The following is a 17,305-nucleotide window of genomic DNA, read 5'->3' as shown; positions in this document are numbered from 1 at the left end:
GTCAAAGCCCTAGAACGTTGCTATCGCAGGCAAGCAAGCCCCCGCCATACACATATTTTGGCCTATAACCCCCTATCCCCGATTTCGTGCCCGATTTCGGTAATAGGGAACCATAAATCGCAGGCAGTGGCGCTAGAAGCCCACGGCCTGACGGATTTCGTCGCTGATCCGCTCGAGGCGGGATGTTGCCTCATCCCGCGGGATCTCCGCGCCCTCCTCGACCGGGAGGACCACTTCCAGGTAGCACTTGAGCTTGGGCTCGGTGCCGGAGGGACGGACGATCACGCGGTCGTCGGCCTCGGTGCGGATGAGCACGCCCTCGGTGGGAAGCAACTCGGGGCCACCCTTGGACAGGTCCGTGTACTCGACCACCGGGGAGCCGGCCAGTTCCGCGGGCGGGTTCTCGCGCAGCCGCTGCATGCCCTGCGGGATCAGTTCCAGATCCGCCACGCGGAAGGTCAGCGGGGCCGTTGCGTAAAGCCCGTGCAGGCGCGCGAGCCGGTCCAGTTCACCCTGCACCGTGGCGCTGGAATGCTTGAGCCGATCCACGTAAGACGCCACGCGCACGGCGGTAGTGATGCCGTCCTTATCGCGCACCGCGAGCGGATCCGTGCAGTACCCGATGGCCTCTTCATAACCGAACCGCAGCCCGGGGGTGCGAGCGATCCACTTGAAGCCGGTGAGGGTCTGGCGGAACTTCAGTCCGTGATGCTCAGCAATCCGGCCGAGCAGTCGTCCCGAGACGATCGAGCAGGCCAGGGTGTCGCCGCTGCGTTCAGGGTCCGACGCCGCGTGCTCGCCCAACAGCGCGCCGAGCTCGTCACCGGTGAGTCGCCGCCACGAGGTCTCTCCGGTGTCCGAGGTGCTCGGAATCGCGATGGCGCAGCGGTCTGCGTCCGGATCGAGAGCAATAACCACGTCCGCGTTCTCCACCGAGCCCAGGGCTACGGCCAGGTCCATGGCACCCGGCTCCTCCGGATTCGGGAACACCACGGTGGGGAACTCGGGGTCGGGCTGCGCCTGCTCCGGAACCACCGTGACGTTCGGGAAACCGGCCTGATCGAGCACGCGAACTGCGGTCTCGCCACCCACACCGTGCATCGGGGTCAGGACGATCCGCACATCGGAGGGCTCCGCGGTGCCACGCAGGGACGCCGCGCGGGACACGTATCCATCGAGCAGTGAGTCATCCGCCCATTCCACACCAGCTTCATCCCGCGCCACTTCGTTGGCGGGCGGGGCCGCCGCAATCCGCTCGGCAATGTGCGCGTCGTCCGGGGGCACGATCTGCACGCCGCGCTCGTCATCGGAATCGACCGCGCGACCGCCCAGGTACACCTTGTACCCGTTATCGGCCGGAGGATTGTGGGACGCCGTGACCATCAAGCCGGCGTCCGCCCCGAGTTCCCGCACGGCATAGGCCACCACGGGAGTGGGTAGCTGGGCGGGCAACCGAATGGCTCGGCAACCGGCGGCAGCGAGGACGGCGGCGGCGTCGGCGGCGAAATCCTCCGAACCGTGGCGGGCATCGCAACCGACGACCACCACGGGCCGCTCCCCCACGCGTTCGGTGAGGAATGCCGCGAGACCGGCGGTGGCGCGAATGACCACCGCGCGGTTCATGCGGGATTCACCCGCACCCACGGCAGCGCGCAGGCCTGCGGTGCCGAACATGAGCGGCCCCGCAAAGCGAGACGCGAGATCCTCCAGAGCGGCCTGATCATTCGACTCAGCACTGGTCACGAGCGTTTCGAGCTCGGCCCGAGTGGTCGGGTCCGGATCCTGCTCGATCCAACTGCGGACAGACGATAAGAGTTCAACGGTCATGCGTACCTCCGCGGGGTGAGCGAGCGAATCAGTCGGACAGGCCGTCGAGCACGGCGCCCGAGCCGGAGAGTCCCAGGCGGGTGGCACCGGCCTGGACCATGGCCAGCGCAGTAGCGGTATCGCGGATGCCGCCGGAGGCCTTGACGCCCAAGCGACCGCCCACGGTGTCCGCCATGAGGCGCACGGCCTCGACCGACGCTCCGCCGGCCGGGTGGAAGCCCGTGGAGGTCTTCACGAAGTCCGCGCCAGCAGCCTCGGAGGCCTTGCACGCGGCCACGATCTCGTCATCGGTGAGTGCTGCGGACTCGATTATGACCTTGAGCACCACGTTCGACGGGCACGCCTCGCGCACCGCGGCGATCTCCGCCTGCACGCCGTCCCAGTCGCCGACCTTGGCCAGACCCAGGTTGATGACCATGTCCACTTCGTCCACGCCCGCGGCCACAGAATCCGCGGCCTCCGCAGCCTTCACGGCAGCGGCGTGCGCGCCGGACGGGAAACCACACACCGTGGCCAGCTTGACGCCCTCGGGCAGGTCCACGTCCAGCTGGGACGGTGAGACGCAGATGGAGAAGGTGCCCAGCTCACCGGCCTCGCGGGCCAGCTCGGCCACCTGTTCGGCGGTGGCCTCCGGCTTGAGCAGCGTGTGATCGATCATGGTGGCCAGTTCGGCGCGGGTGGTCATGAATTAACTCCTTGGTTCGGTGAGCCGGGCGGTGGGTGAGGTCAGGAAATCCGGTCGAGCACGACGTCGTCGCGCGCGCCGGTGCCCTCGGCCGCCTGGGGATCGATGGTGTAGCCGCCGCGCAGGGAATCCAGCGCGCGGTCGAAACGGTCCGGGGTGTCCGTGTGCAGGGTGAACAGCTTCTGGCCCTTGGTGATCTTGTCGCCGGGCACCGCGTGGATCTCGATACCGGCACCGGCCTGCACGGGGTCCTGCTGGCGAGCGCGGCCCGCACCCAGACGCCACGACGCGACGCCCACGGCGAGCGCGTCCATTTCGGTCATGACGCCGTCTTCTTCGGCAGTGACCTCGTGGGTGTCGGTGGCCACGGGCAGCGGGGCGCCCGGATCTCCGCCCTGCGCGGAGATCATGCGCTTCCAGGAGTCCATGGCGCGGCCGTCCTTGAGGGCTTCCTCCACGTCCGGGTCCTTGACGCCGGCGGCCTCAAGCATTTCCTTGGCCAGGGCAACGGTCAGACGAACGACGTCGCTCGGGCCGCCACCTGCCAAGACCTCCACGGACTCGCGGACCTCCAGGGCGTTGCCCACGGTCAGGCCCAGCGGGCGGGACATATCGGTCAGCAGCGCCACGGTGTTCACGTCGGCGTCGGTGCCGAGGTCGACCATGGTGCGTGCGAGTTCACGGGCGTCCGCTTCCTTCTTCATGAACGCACCGGGGCCCACCTTGACGTCCAGCACCAGGGCGCCGGTGCCCTCGGCGATCTTCTTGGACATGATCGAGGAGGCAATCAGCGGGATGCAGTCCACGGTGGAGGTGATGTCGCGCAGGGCGTAGAGCTTCTTGTCCGCGGGAGCCAGGCCGGAACCTGCGGCGCAAATGACAGCGCCCACGTCTTCCAGGATCTCCATCATGCGGTCATTGCTGAGGTCAGCCTGCCAGCCCGGGATGGCTTCGAGCTTGTCCAGGGTGCCACCGGTGTGGCCCAACCCGCGGCCGGACAGCTGCGGAACCGCCACGCCGTAGGACGCGACCAGGGGTGCCAGCGGAAGGGTGATCTTGTCGCCCACGCCACCGGTGGAGTGCTTGTCGGTGGTGGCCTTGGACAGGGCGTTGAAGTTCATGGTTTCGCCGGAGTTGATCATGGCCTGCGTCCAGCGGGCGATCTCCTCGCGGTCCATGCCGTTGAGGAAGATGGCCATGGCCAGTGCGGACATCTGCTCATCCGCGACAACCCCGCGGGTGTAGGCGTCCACCACCCAGTCGATGGCGTCCATGGGCAACTTCTGACGGTCTCGCTTGATACGGATGACATCTACAGCGTCGTAGGCCTCGACCACCGCGATCACTCCCTCGGGATTGGGGTTCGAAAACTCGTGTTCCTGGCTTGTGGAACCGGTGTTCACATCCTAAGCTGCTCATGAGAAATTTTGTCAATCACTCTTTTGACAAATGTTCGCGCCGACACGGCGCCCCATGTGAAGGCAGGATCATCGTGGATCGCTTCCAAGGCCTGATTGGCATTGTGCTCATTCTGGGCCTCATCATTCTTCTCTCCAGACACCGCAGCGCCATCAAGTGGCGCACCCTAGCGGTGGGCCTGGCCCTTCAGGTGGGCGTAGCCCTGCTGATCCTGAAATGGGGGCCCGGTTTCGAAGCCCTCAAGTGGTTCTCCGGTCTGGTGCAGGGACTCATCTCGTTCACCGATCAGGGCACATCGTTCGTGTTCGGCGGCCTGTTCGGGGAGAACAGTGGATTCGTCTTCGCCCTGAACGTGCTGCCCGTGATCATCTTCCTGGGTGCGCTCATCGGTGCGCTGTACTACCTGCGCGTGGTTCAGCTCTTCGTGCACCTGCTGGGTACCGCGCTCAACAAGATCATGGGCACGTCCAAGATCGAATCCGTCTTCGCCTCTACCGTGATCTTCCTGGGGCAGAGCGAAGCCCCGCTGATGATCAAGCCGTACATCAGCAAGCTCACCCGCTCCGAGCTTTTCGCGTGCATGACCGGTGGTTTCGCCGCCGTGGCCGGTTCCACCCTGGTGGGTTACTCGCTGCTGGGCGCGCCACTGCCCTATCTTCTGGCCGCCGCCGTCATGAACGCACCGGGCTCACTGCTCGTCGCCAAGGCCCTGATGCCCGAGACCGAGAAGTCCGAAGCATCCGTGAACGTCCTCAAGGTGCGCGACACCGAGTCCAAGAACCTCATCGACGCCATCGGCACCGGCGCCATGAGCGGCGGCAAAATCGCCGTGATCGTGGGCTGCCTGCTCATCGCATTCATCGCCCTGATCGGCATGGTCTCCGCAGTGCTCGGTTGGTTCGGTGGCCTGTTCGGTTTCGAGGGCTGGTCCCTGGAGGGCCTGTTCGGCATCATCTTCGCCCCGCTCGCGTGGGCGCTGGGCGTGCCTTGGAACGACGCCGCCATGGTCGGCAACTTCATCGGCCAGAAGACCATTCTCAACGAGTTCGTGGGCTACACGTCGTTCGGTCCGGAGATCCCCAACATGGATCCCCAGTCCGTGCTGATCACCACGTTTGCTCTGGCCGGTTTCGCCAACCTGTCCTCGATCGCCATCCAGATCGGTTCGATCGGCGGTCTGGCACCGGATCGCCGCGGCGACGTGGCGCAGATGGGTCTGTTCGCTCTGCTGGGTGGCTTCCTGACCAACATGCTCAACGCTGCACTGGTGGGCGTGATTCTGGGGCTTTGATCCCCGCTGATCACCACCTTTCACGAACGAGAGACCCCCATGTCATTGAGCCCCAGAGATATCCAGGGACTGAGCGCCGCGCGCCTCTACTACGAGCGCGGCCTGTCCCAGGGAGATGTGGCCCGTGAACTGGGGGTCTCTCGTCCAACCGTCTCCAAACTGATCCAGCACGCCAAGGATCGCGGTTTCGTGACCATTGAGATTCACGACCCCCGTCAGGTGTCCACGGCGGTGGCTGATCAGCTGCGCGAGCGTTTCGGCCTGGCCGAGGCCCGAGTCATCACCAGTCAGCCCACGGACGAGGAGCTGGTCCGCGAGTTAGGTGCCGTGGGCGCCCTCATGCTCGAGGAAAACGTTGCCGACGGCGATCTGGTCGGGATCACGTGGGGCCGCACCTTGCACGCGGTGGCCCGGTCCCTCAAGCACCAGAACTGTCACGGGGTGCAGGTGGTTCAGCTCAAGGGTGGGGCCACGCTGACCTCCCGTTCCACGAGTCACTACGAGACCATCCGGTTGTTCTGCGAAGCGTTCAACGCCTACCCGCAGACCCTGCCCCTCCCGGTCATCTTCGACAACGCAGAGGTCAAACGGGTGGTCGAGGAAGATCGGCACATCAAACACATCCTGGACCTGGGCAGGGACGCCCAGACCGCCATCTTCACGGTGGGCACCATGAGCCCGGAATCCACGTTGTTGAAACTCGGTTACCTCTCCGAGGCCGAACAAACTGCCCTGTTGGACAACGCCGTGGGCGACATCTGCTCACGCTTCATCGATGAGCAGGGAGAGCCATGCCTGCCGGAGCTCGAGGAACGCACGGTGGCGGTGTCCCTGCAGAACCTGCGTGCTAAACAAACCCGAATCTGCGTGGCCGGTGGACAACAAAAGGTTCGCCCCTTGAAGGCCGCTCTGGGCGCCGGATACGTGTCCCACCTGGTCACCGACGAGGACACCGCCCGGGCCGTTCTCGCCTGATCCGACACCGTTCTGCGGCTGGTTCTGCGCGTCGGTGGCGTGTGTCATATTGGGCTCAAGACCCCGTAATGACGCGCGGGTCATGATGCACAAGGAGAACTCCGTGGCCCCTTCCGGCACCCGCCCCGTGGCCCATGTGGTGGGCACTGTTCTGGCCGAGCTGGGCGCCGGTCACTGCTTTGGCGTGGTGGGGAGCGGGAATTTCGAGATGACCGCGGCGCTGCGCCGGGCAGGTGTCCCGTTCACCGCGGCACGCCACGAGGGTGGGGCGGCCATGATGGCGGACGGGTTTGCCCGGATGTCCGGTCGCGTTGCGGTGCTGTCCACTCACCAGGGCTGCGGGCTCACCAATGCGCTCACGGGCATCGCCGAGGCCGCCAAGAGCAGAACACCTTTGATCGTGCTCACCGCGGACACGGCGAGCGCTGCGGTGCGATCGAACTTCAACGTGGACCAAGACGCTCTCGCCCGCAGTGTGAGTGCCGTCCCGGAGCGCGTCCACTCCCCCGCGAGCGCCGTAGCCGATGTGGTGCGGGCTTACCGAACGACCCTGACAGAACGACGGACCGTGGTGCTGTCGGTTCCCACGGACATTCAACAGGCCAAGGTTGACTTCGACCCCGCTTTACTTCCCACGGTGTCCACCGCGCAGCCGGTTCGCCCCTCACGGCAGGCCGTGGCCGAACTCGCGCAACTCATCACCAAAGCCAAGAAACCCGTATTCGTGGCCGGTCGCGGCGCACGTCATGCGGCTGACCAGCTGAGGGAACTGGCCGAAGCGTCCGGCGCACTTTTGGCCACGTCTGCTGTGGCTCACGGGCTGTTCCACGATGACCCGTTCAACCTGGGCATCTCGGGTGGTTTCTCCTCCCCCTTCACAGCGGCCACTGTTGCCGACGCGGATTTGATCGTCGGGTGGGGCTGCGCCTTGAACATGTGGACCATGCGGCACGGATCCCTGATCGGCCCGGAAGCGACGGTCGTTCAAGTGGATACGGACCTGGACGCCCTGGGTGCCAACGGCCCCATCGACCTCGGAGTGCTCGGTGACTGCGCGGAATCCGCAACTGACGTGACCAAGGCTCTGAGCGGCGTCGGCGGCGATACGTGGCGAACCCCTGAAATGGCACAGCGGATCAAGTCGCATGCGCGGTGGGCCAGCGAGGCGATCGAGGACCTTTCCACGGAGACCCACATCGACCCGCGCGTGTTCTCGCGTGAGGTCGACAAGCTTCTGCCGGTTGAACGGGTGGTTTCCGTGGATTCGGGCAACTTCATGGGATACCCCAGTGCATATCTGGACGTGCCGGACGAATTCGGCTTCTGCTTCACGCAGGCGTTCCAGTCCATTGGCCTGGGGTTGGGAACCGCCATCGGAGCGGCAATCGCGCAACCTGAGCGGCTCCCCGTGCTCGCGACCGGAGACGGCGGCTTTCTCATGGCCATCTCCGAACTGGAAACGGCCGTGCGCCTGGGGCTACCCCTGGTGGTGCTGGTCTACAACGACTCCGCGTACGGGGCCGAGATCCATCATTTCGATCAGGCCTCGAACAAGGACCTTGAAACGGTGACCTTCCCGGACACGGACATCGCTGCGATCGCCCGAGGCTACGGTGCCCACGGAGTGACCGTGCGGACGGTCGCCGATCTGTCCGGTATCACCGACTGGCTCAATGGAGCGCGCGATACCCCGCTGGTCGTGGACGCGCGCATCGCCTCGGACGGCGGAGCCTGGTGGCTCGCTGAAGCGTTCAAGGGCCACTGAGCACCCCGCACCATCAACCGATCCTTTCCCTCAGCAGACATCCGTCACCATTCATAGGCATAGACAAGGAGCACGCCGTGGGCGTCATCTCGCAACTCACCCGGGCACTGACCGATCAGCAGGTTCGATTGGTCGATCTCACCAACAAGCTCAGCGCCACCACACCCACGCTGGAGCTGCCGGAACCGTTTTCCAATCTGATCGACTTCTCACTGGAGGAAGTGTCGGCCTACAACGAGCCCGGTCCCTTCTGGAAACACCACAACATCCACACCGGTGAGCACATCGGCACGCACATCGATGCTCCCGTGCACTGGGCCACGGGTCGCGAGGGCAAGGACGTCTCCCAGATCGAACCCGCCCGGCTGATCGGACCGGCCGTGGTGCTGGACTTCACGGCGGAGGCCGAACAGGACGCAGATTTCTTGGTGGACGTTTCCCACATTCAGGAGTGGGAGGCCGAGCACGGTGCCATCCCGGACAACGCCTGGGTGTTGTTCCGCACCGGTTGGGATCGCTTCGCTCAGGATCGGGATGCCTTCTTGAACAAGGACGAGAACGGACCCCACAGCCCCGGTTTCACGGTGGAGTGTGCCCGTTGGCTCGGCGAGGAACGAGCGATCTCGGGTGTGGGTGTCGAGACCGTGGGCATCGACGCCGGAGCCGCCGGCGCCCTGGATCCGGCCTTCCCCATGCACTACTACCTGCTGGGCAACGACAAGTACGGCATCACGTCGCTGCAGAACCTCAGTGAGCTACCACCCACCGGGGCACTGCTGGTGGTTGCACCGCTGCCCATCGAAGGTGGCACCGGCAGCCCGTCGCGCGTCTACGCGTTGATGGACGCCGAGTAGTTCCCTCGCGCGGTTGACCGATTGAGGGTTCATCGATTGTGCTCGTGGCCGCTGCCGTCCCGATGACTGGGTGAGGTGCAGCGGGACGGCTGGCCGGAGCCGGTTACTCCGCCAGGATCGCCTGCGCCACCTGATCCGCATCCGCGATAGTGCGGGCACCCAGGTGCGCCGGCGCCTCTGCCTCAGCGGCAATCGAGACGCCCCATTGCACCGAGGACAGCTGCAGACCCAGCACGAAGATCCCGGGCTCCACGGCGTCCTTCTGCCCCACGACGCGATAAGCGAAGGCCCCGGTGCCGAGTGTGAGGCCGCCCAAAGCGGTGTCCTCGCGGCGGGCGCTCGCGCTCACGTCCAGACCCGTGCTCGTGACGGGGCTGGCGCCGTCGCGCGTTTCCATGAGCTTGCCGCGCACCAAACCGCGCTCGTGCATATTGGACAGCAGCGGGGAGATGTTGCGGTGCACATCGTTGGCGGGCGACATGGCCTCGATAAGCCAGCGAGCACGAACGGGCGTATCGCTGACCCACGGCGACGCCGCCACGAAGCAGCCCTCGTTGCGGTCCACCACGAAGCGAGGCTCGGGGCCGAGGAACCGCACCACACCCGCCCGCGTCAGGGCCGCCAACTGCTGGATGCGCAACACGGGCGGACCCGAAGCCAGACCTTCCACGAAGGGCTCGAAATCCCGTCGCAGCTCATTGACCCAGGACGAGTCCGAGATTCCGGCCTCTGCCAGGACACACTTGAGCACGGTGCGGGCCGCGTTGAGAGATGAAATGGCCATCTTGACGGGGTCGTCCTCACCCCGCAGCGAGCCGTGAACGTCCCGGTCCAAATAATGCACCACCGCGGCGGCGTACTCATCGTGGCTGTCGAAGTTGACGTCCTCGAAAGGTCGCGCCAATCGTTCTTGTTGGAGCTGCCTGCCCGGCACCACGGAGGCCGTAACCAAGGCTTCGACGCGCTGGGACCAGCGAGCGCCGTCGTCATCAAGAAGGATGGCGTCCAACTTGCGTAAGAACTCGCCCGCGGGCTGGGTGAAGGCATCCGGGGAGGTGCGCGCCAGGACGCGGTAGTAGTTCCAATTCGCGTCCTTGCGGATCAGGGGCCACACATCGCGCTCGAACGACAGCTGTTCGCTGCTGGTATCGAGCAGGTTCTGGACGGCCTCGAGCGTGAAAAACCGAGTCTCCAGGGTGTGTGCGTAGTAACCCTCGAGCTGCGGCTTAGCGCGGTAGGGCGTGCCGCGGCGTGAGCCCGCGACGATGTGCGGTTCCTTGCCCGACGGCCGGTAAATCAACCGTTCGGGGTTGTTCTTATCCGGCTCGAACGTGCCGCCGCGGCCTTCGGTGAGCTGGGCGAGCGCGTCGCAGAAGTTCAAACCCATGCCGCGTACGAGCACGGTTTCCTGTTCGGGGAGGTCCGCCCACGGCGCATCGGCGGGCACGGTGGGCGGCCAGTACGTCAGACCGTGTTCGGCCGCACCGTCCACCAGTTCCTTCTGGCCGGGGCGCAGGTGGGCGTCCAAATGGCCCAGTGCAAGCACCACGGCATCCGCGGGGATCGACTGACCGCCCGCGAGCTCCACGGCGTAACGGTGCCGCGCCTCTTCGTGAACCCACGCGTCCACGGCCTCAGCGCGGTGGACGGTGAGGGTCACGTTGCTCGGCAGGTGGTTGTTGAGGGTCGTGAAGATCCACTCCAGATACCGCCCGTAGATGGCGCGAGGCGGGAAGTCCTGCGAGGTCAGCGCCTCCAGCGCATCGCGTTCGGCCTGATCAAGGGCGCTCACCGGGGTGATGCTGCCGTCGACGACGCCGCGCCGCCACCTGTCGAAGCTCATGTTCCGCACCTCGGCCAGCGGATCCACCGCCAGGGCGCCGTCCGGCGCGATCACCGTGGGGAACAGGGACGGGGTGTTCATCAGGAACAGCAGTGATTGATCGGTGCGCCACACGTGGCCGGCTCCGGGAGGGAAGGGGTCCACCAGATCTATGTGCACCCGGGCGCGTGTCTGTGCCGCCTGCGCCGTCAGCCGTTCCACCGCGGAGAGCCCTCGGGGGCCCGCACCTACCACTACCACTCGTCGCTGACTCACCATGACCACCAGGATAACGAGCCATCTGTGCGTGTCTTACCCCGCCCGTAGCATGGGCCCATGGTCACCACTTCTACTTCTCCCACGCATCTCGAGGATGAGCTTGTCGATGAGTTCTTGTGGCTCGAGGACATTCACGGCGAGCGCCCCATGGAGTGGGTGCGGGAGCAGAACCGGCGGACCGAAACCTTGCTGGACGGCCCGGAACTCACGTCCATGACCGAACGCGTCCTGGACGTGATGGACAGCCCCTTCCGCATTGCGGCCGTGACCAAGCACGGGCCCTATTACTACAACTTCTGGCGGGACGCTCAGCACCCGCGCGGGCTGTGGCGGCGCACCACGTGGGAGTCCTGGGTCAGCGACAGCCCCGAGTGGGACGTCTTGTTGGACGTGGATGAATTGGCGCGCACCGAGAACGTGGACTGGGTCTTCTCCGGTGCTCGGCTGCTGCGACCGCAGTACACCGACGGGCAGTGGCAGCGCGCTCTGGTCAGGCTCTCCCCGGATGGTGGCGACGCCGTGCGCACACGGGAATTCGACCTGGAGAGCCGGGAATTCGTGACCGGTGGCTTCGACGTCCCCACGGCCAAGTCTTCCGTTTCCTGGGTGGACGCGAACACCGTATTCGTGGCGACCGATACCGGCCCCGGCTCCATGACCGAGTCCTCATATCCGCGCCAGGTGCGCCGAGTGTCCCGCGGGCAGAACACCGCGCACGCTCCCGTGATTTTCGAGGTGCCCGCTGACCACGCCCAGGCCGCGGTCTACAAGGACCACACACCCGGCTTCGAACGCGTGATCGCCATGGATCTCGTGGATTTCTTCACGGTGCGCACATACCTGTGGAGCGAGGAGCAGTGGGTTGAACTCGACCTGGACCCCACGGTGAGCGTGGATCTCCACAAACAGTGGCTCCTGATACGCCCGCGGCACACTCTGGAACTCAACGGGACCGAGTACCCCGCCGGTTGTCTGCTCGCCGCGGATCTCCGAGCGTTCATGAACGGCGACCGCTCCGTGGAATCGGTCTTTACTCCGGACGCACACTCGAGTCTGGAGGGGTGGTCCTGGACGCGCGACCACCTGATCCTCAACACCCTGCATGATGTCTCCTCCGCGCTCTACTCCACGGTGCCCGGTGAGTGGGAGCTCACTCCCCTGCCGGGCATCCCGCCGCTGCACAGCGCTTCCGCGTGGGCCGTGGACGATGAAGATCCCGAGGTCGGCAACGACTATTTCTTCTCGGTTACCGGGTACCTCACACCGTCCTCCTTGGGGCGGGGTTCCCTGCCCGAAGTCTCCGGCCCCGAAGGCACTGCAGACAGCACCGAACGCCCGGCGAGCGAGCCCGCAATCCTGAAGCGAGCGCCGTCGTTCTTCGACGCGCAGGGTCTGGACGTGACTCAGCATTTCGCCACGTCCGCGGATGGTACGCGCGTGCCGTATTTCCAGGTAGGCCCGCGCAATCTGGAGCTGGACGGGCTGAACCCCACGCTGCTCAGCGGCTACGGAGGTTTCGAGGTCTCCCGCACCCCGGGATATTCGGGAGCCACCGGGATCACCTGGTTGACCCGGGAGGACCAGCGCGGTCGCACGGGCGTCTACGTGGTGGCCAATATTCGCGGTGGTGGCGAATACGGGCCGTCGTGGCACACCGCCGCACTCAAGGAAAACCGCCACCGTGCGTACGAGGATTTCGCGGCGGTCGCGGAGGATCTGCATCGACGCAGCGTATGCACCGCCAGGAAACTCGCGTGCGCCGGCGGCTCCAACGGCGGACTGCTGGTGGGCAACATGCTGACCACCTACCCGGAGCTGTTCGGTGCGATCTCGTGCGGTGTGCCTCTGCTGGACATGCGCCGGTACACCAAGCTCTCGGCCGGGGCCTCGTGGATCGCGGAATACGGTGACCCCGAGCAACCGGAGCAATGGGAGTACATCCGCACGTTCTCCCCCTACCACCTGCTGTCACCCGTGATGTGTTATCCGCCCGCTCTGATCTGGACCGCAACCTCCGATGATCGGGTGGGGCCCGTTCAGGCCCGCAAGATGGCGGCGAAAATGCTCGATCAGGGGCACCAGAACGTATGGTTCCACGAGGCCACGGACGGCGGCCACGCGGGTGCCTCGGACAACCGACAGGCTGCGGCGCTGCACGCCCGTTCCCACGAGTTCATGTGGCAGATGCTCGAGAATCCGAAGGGCCGTTAACCACTGGCAAGTCACCATGGCTATCCTGGCTGACGGCCCTGGTACAGATCTGCCAACGGGCACATCCTCAAGACATTCAAGCGTTGGAGATCATCCTTGCCTTCTTCACCCTCTCAACCGGCGTCGGGCGGCACCGCGGAACACCCACCGCAAACCGCTCCGGGCGCAATGGGAACCATTGCCGTTCTGCTGATCGCAGCCTTCGTGGTCATCCTGAACGAAACCATTTTGAACGTGGCCCTTCCTCACCTGATGGAGGACCTCCACGTTGACGCGGCCACTGTGCAGTGGGTGGCCACCGCGTTCATGCTGACCATGGCCGTGGTCATTCCGACCACTGGCTTCCTGCTGCAGAAGTTCTCCACCCGGGCCGTTTTCGGACTGGCCATGGGCTCCTTCGCGCTGGGCACGCTCCTTGCAGCACTGTCACCCAGTTTCGCCATTCTCCTGGTGGCTCGAGTGATCCAGGCGTTCGGTTCGGCCATCATGCTGCCGCTACTGATGACCACCATCCTCACGCTTGTACCCAAGCAACGGCGCGGTCTGGTCATGGGCAACGTGTCCATCGTGATCTCCGTGGCCCCGGCCCTGGGCCCCACGATCTCCGGAGTCATCCTGAACCACTTCCCGTGGCGCAGCATCTTCTGGTTCGTGCTGCCCATTGCCGTGCTCGCCCTGATCATCGGTCTGACCCGTCTGAAGGACGTCGGATCACGGGGCGATCTGCGGTTGGATGTGCTCTCCGTGGTGCTGTCCGTGTTCGGTTTCGGCCTGCTGGTCCACGGTTTGTCCACGGTGGGCGCCGGTGGCACACAGGGCGACGACTCCGATTCCTTCATGGGCTGGGCAACTTCCGCCGGTGGCGGCGCAGTGATCCTGATGCTCGGTGTTCTGCTCGTGGCAGCGTTCGCGTTGCGCCAGCTCCAGTTGCAGCGGAAGAACAACCCCTTCCTGGACCTGCGCACGTTCAAGCACCGCGATTTCACCGTCTCCGTGGCGTTGATGGCCGTGGCCATGATGACCTTGTTCGGTGGAGTGATCGTGCTCCCGCTCTACCTGCAGACCATTCGCGGCCTGGACACCCTCCAGACCGGTCTGATCCTGCTGCCCGGCGGTCTGATCATGGGCCTGTTGGGGCCGGTGATCGGTCGCTTGTTCGACGCCTTCGGTCCCTGGCCGCTGGCCGTACCCGGTGCTGCGCTGCTGACGTTCGTGATGTTCAACTTCTCGCGGCTACAGGCGGACACCGCCGTGTGGTGGATCGTCACGCTGCAAATCGCGATGTCCGTGGGTCTGGCCATGATCTTCACCCCCGCGTTCACGTCCGGGCTGAACCCGCTACCGCCCAAACTGTATTCGCACGGTTCGGCAACTTTGTCCACGCTGCAGCAAGTGGCCGGTGCGGCGGGCACCGCACTGCTGGTAGGCATCATGCAGGCCGGCACCACGGTGCTCCAGAACCCCGACGGGTCAACGACTACTGACGCCATTCCCGGTGTTCACGCGGCCTTCCTCACCGCAACCGCTCTGGGTGTCGTGGCCTTCGTGCTGACCCTGTTCATGCGCAAGGCCACCCCGGAGAACACCCGCGTGACGGTTGAGGGCTTCGAGCCGGCCACCCACTAGTCGAGCTCCGTCCCGTCCGTTTTCGGACAGACTGAAGGCCCCGCTTGCTAGAAGCGGGGCCTTCAGTCTGTTCGCACCCCTGGCGCCCGGTCACAGACGCCTGATTACGGTCATTCGACCGGTGGAGCAATCTTTACAGTCGCGTCACCTTCACCCCGCCCCGCGGGGTCCAGGTGTACTGCGTCCGCACGCCGGTCTTGATGTTGAGGAAGCGCTGGTACGTACCGGTCGAGGTCTTGACTTCGCCAGTGGTCGGGTATCCGGCCTTGGCCTCGTAGCCGTTGCGCGCCCAGGTCTGACCGATGCCCGAACGTTCCACGATCGGGTTGGCCCGGCTGCGCGAGCTCCACAGGATCTTGGTGGTCTTGTTCGTCTGCGGGTTCACGAAGGTCTGGTACGCACCACCGGTCGAGGTGGGTTGTTCGTTGTTGAACGGGATACCCACTCCGCGAGGGCCGCCCAGCGATACGTGCCTGGCTCCGATCCCCGTCCAGGTTTTCACTTCGTGGGCGCCGGTCCGGGAGGACCAGTAGATCTTGGTGGCCCGGCCGTTCTTCACGAACGTCTGCACCACTCCACCCACACCGGTGCTCTGCTCACCCGTAGTTGGCGGACCGTACACAGCGGCCCCGCCCCTGGCGTTGTAGTAGCTGGCAATCGCCCCGCGCGCCGTGGGCGCCACGGCACGCGCGGCGCGGTTCGCGTCAACCTTGCGGTAACCGCTCACGTTCACCCCGGTGTTGCGGAGGGTGGTACGGATGGATTCGACGCCCAGGTTCGGGTTGCGTTCCTTCATCATCGCAATCACGCCGGACACGTGCGGTGCCGCCATGGACGTTCCGCTCAGGTCGCCGTACGTGGGCGAGCCCAGGGAAAACTGTCCGGTGTTGACCGTGGACCAGATCTGCGCGTTGGTATCGCCGCCCGGCGCCACCACATCCACCATCGGGCCCCAGTTCGAATAACCGGTCATCCTGTTGTGGGACGACGTCGCTCCCACCACGATCGCGCCACCACAGTTGGCCGGCGAGGCCAGATTCGCACTCTTGCGCGCGTTGCCCGCAGCCACCACGAGCGGGACGCCAATCTGGTGCATCCGGTTGACCGCGTTCTGCATCACGGGCGCGCAGGTCGCGGCGTCCCAGGCTTCGGAGAGATTGACGACCTTGGCGGGAGTCGTGTTCCTCGGGACTCCCGGGATGGCAATGCCGGCCGACCACATCACGCCGTCGGCGATGTCCGAGACGTAACCGCGGCCGTCGGCTCCCAGGACGCGCGCGTGCTGAATCCTCGCGTCCGGGGCGACCCCGGCAATGCCGGTGCGGTTATTGGTGTGTGCTGCCGCAATGCCGGCAACGTGCGCACCGTGCCACCAGTTGGCCCGGCCCGGACTCCAATCACCCATGTCCTGGGGGTTGCTGTCCCGACCGTTACCGTCGCGGGAGTGGTACAGGTCTGAGAGGAAGTCATAGCCGCGGACGGTTCGCTGGTTGAGGTCCGGGTGGTTGATCTGACCGGTGTCCGCGATACCGATCACCACACCATCCCCGGTGCCCTGCCACCAGGCACCGGGTACGCCGATGTTTCGGGGGCCCCACTGGTAACCCCAGTAGCGGTCATTGGGTTTGGTACCGGCGTGGGCCGCGAGCGCGTTGACCACGATCTGGTCCGGCTCTGCGGATTCTACGGCCGGGTCTTCCTCGATGGTTTCGACCACGGCTTCCTGCTCGGCCTTGTTGAGCATCGTGTCGGATTCCACGACGTCCTCGGCGTTACCGGTGGTCTTGACGATTTCCGGGTCTTCGATCTCGGTGGTTGTCTCCGCCTCGGCCAGGACGTCTTCCTTCTGGACTTCAGGAACTTCGTCCTTGAATTTCACGACGATGCGGTCGGTTTCGGGTAACACCGTGCCCTGGGCGCCGGTTCCCCTACCGAGCGAGCCGATACCGCCCACCGTGGGCGGCTGTACCTGTGCTTGGTGTTCCGGTGACGGCCCCTCCGGCGGAGCGGCGACGGCCGGTGCGGCAGTGGCGATCAAAAGTGCCGACAGTGAGAGTGTGAGAAAGGATCGTGTGGAGCTCTTTTTCATGGTTTCCCCCTAGGAAACAGCCCCCTGTCGCCGTGATCAGCGCCGGCCCTCATTGGCTGACTTCCGTTGGCAGGAATTCCGAACTGCTAGTGGCTCAGAGTTTACACCTGCAAATCAGCGTTAGGTAGGTCACGGCACGACTGAGGGCCTCACATTTCACATGTGAGGCCCTCAGATTTTTTGGCGGAGACGGGGGTGTCTAGAGTCAGGACATCGTTGACAGTCCTGGCGTTGGTAACCACCCCATGACCGTTGACAGGTGAGCCGGGACATCGTTGACACAAACCGGTCCGTGATCGATGACAGGTGAGTCGGGACATCATTGACACCCTCGAGACGGTGACGATGGTCAGTGGGAAGCACAACACGACATCTGGTCATCGCCCGCTCTGTACGCGATCAACACCTCACCGTGGCCCAGGCCGCCACCCGCTACGGCGTCTCCCGGCAATGGGTCTACAC

The 17,305-nt window shown here is 65.1% G+C and carries 11 protein-coding genes; 6 read left to right on the top strand and 5 right to left on the bottom strand.

Annotation, left to right across the window (positions count from 1 at the left end; translation table 11 throughout):
• Positions 1 to 132: 132 nt before the first annotated feature.
• Genes RF638_RS15210 through RF638_RS15200 form a run of 3 tightly spaced genes read right to left on the bottom strand, consistent with a single transcriptional unit; the run spans position 133 to position 3,849 of the window.
• Entirely contained in the window at positions 133 to 1,827 is a 1,695-nt protein-coding gene (locus RF638_RS15210) for a phospho-sugar mutase (protein ID WP_368842354.1), read from the bottom strand.
• 28 nt (positions 1,828 to 1,855) lie between these two features.
• A complete protein-coding gene (gene deoC, locus RF638_RS15205) occupies positions 1,856 to 2,512 on the bottom strand; it encodes a deoxyribose-phosphate aldolase (RefSeq protein ID WP_129700806.1) in 657 nt (218 codons plus the stop codon).
• A 41-nt stretch (positions 2,513 to 2,553) separates the two neighbouring features.
• Complete coding sequence (locus RF638_RS15200; protein ID WP_368842356.1) at positions 2,554 to 3,849, bottom strand: thymidine phosphorylase; 1,296 nt, start codon at positions 3,847 to 3,849, stop codon at positions 2,554 to 2,556.
• Between the two features lie 155 nt (positions 3,850 to 4,004).
• Here RF638_RS15200 and RF638_RS15195 point away from each other — a divergent pair, with 155 nt between their 5' ends.
• The 4 genes from RF638_RS15195 to RF638_RS15180 all read left to right on the top strand — a co-directional run bounded on the left by RF638_RS15195 (position 4,005) and on the right by RF638_RS15180 (position 8,816).
• Positions 4,005 to 5,222 (top strand): NupC/NupG family nucleoside CNT transporter, encoded by a 1,218-nt coding sequence (locus RF638_RS15195; RefSeq protein ID WP_368842353.1) that lies wholly within the window; start codon positions 4,005 to 4,007, stop codon positions 5,220 to 5,222.
• A gap of 39 nt (positions 5,223 to 5,261) precedes the next feature.
• On the top strand, positions 5,262 to 6,197 hold the full coding sequence (locus RF638_RS15190) for a sugar-binding transcriptional regulator (protein WP_095797802.1): 936 nt from the start codon (positions 5,262 to 5,264) through the stop codon (positions 6,195 to 6,197).
• A gap of 103 nt (positions 6,198 to 6,300) precedes the next feature.
• Positions 6,301 to 7,962, top strand: a complete 1,662-nt coding sequence (locus tag RF638_RS15185) for a thiamine pyrophosphate-binding protein (protein ID WP_368842352.1) — start codon at positions 6,301 to 6,303, stop codon at positions 7,960 to 7,962.
• Positions 7,963 to 8,039: 77 nt separating this feature from the next.
• Positions 8,040 to 8,816 carry a cyclase family protein gene (locus RF638_RS15180; RefSeq protein ID WP_129700802.1) on the top strand — a complete coding sequence of 259 codons (777 nt, stop codon included), beginning with the start codon at positions 8,040 to 8,042 and terminating at the stop codon, positions 8,814 to 8,816.
• 103 nt (positions 8,817 to 8,919) lie between these two features.
• Here the strand turns inward: RF638_RS15180 and RF638_RS15175 are convergent, their stop codons facing one another.
• Positions 8,920 to 10,917: an FAD/NAD(P)-binding protein gene (locus RF638_RS15175; RefSeq protein WP_368842351.1), complete on the bottom strand. Its 1,998-nt coding sequence runs from the start codon at positions 10,915 to 10,917 to the stop codon at positions 8,920 to 8,922.
• A gap of 57 nt (positions 10,918 to 10,974) precedes the next feature.
• On the opposite strand from RF638_RS15175, the gene RF638_RS15170 reads away from it, so the two are divergent.
• Both RF638_RS15170 and RF638_RS15165 read left to right on the top strand, forming a co-directional pair.
• Positions 10,975 to 13,128 (top strand): prolyl oligopeptidase family protein, encoded by a 2,154-nt coding sequence (locus RF638_RS15170; RefSeq protein WP_368842350.1) that lies wholly within the window; start codon positions 10,975 to 10,977, stop codon positions 13,126 to 13,128.
• Between the two features lie 168 nt (positions 13,129 to 13,296).
• Positions 13,297 to 14,754: an MDR family MFS transporter gene (locus tag RF638_RS15165; protein WP_368842355.1), complete on the top strand. Its 1,458-nt coding sequence runs from the start codon at positions 13,297 to 13,299 to the stop codon at positions 14,752 to 14,754.
• 133 nt (positions 14,755 to 14,887) lie between these two features.
• Here the strand turns inward: RF638_RS15165 and RF638_RS15160 are convergent, their stop codons facing one another.
• A complete protein-coding gene (locus tag RF638_RS15160) occupies positions 14,888 to 16,843 on the bottom strand; it encodes a S8 family serine peptidase (protein WP_259916183.1) in 1,956 nt (651 codons plus the stop codon).
• Between the last annotated feature and the right edge of the window lie 462 nt (positions 16,844 to 17,305).

The organism is Kocuria sp. CPCC 205235, from assembly GCF_040980905.1.
GTDB lineage: Bacteria > Actinomycetota > Actinomycetes > Actinomycetales > Micrococcaceae > Kocuria > Kocuria carniphila.
The sequence above is the reverse complement of the archived record's forward strand: the minus strand, read 5'-3'. Positions and strand labels throughout refer to the sequence as shown.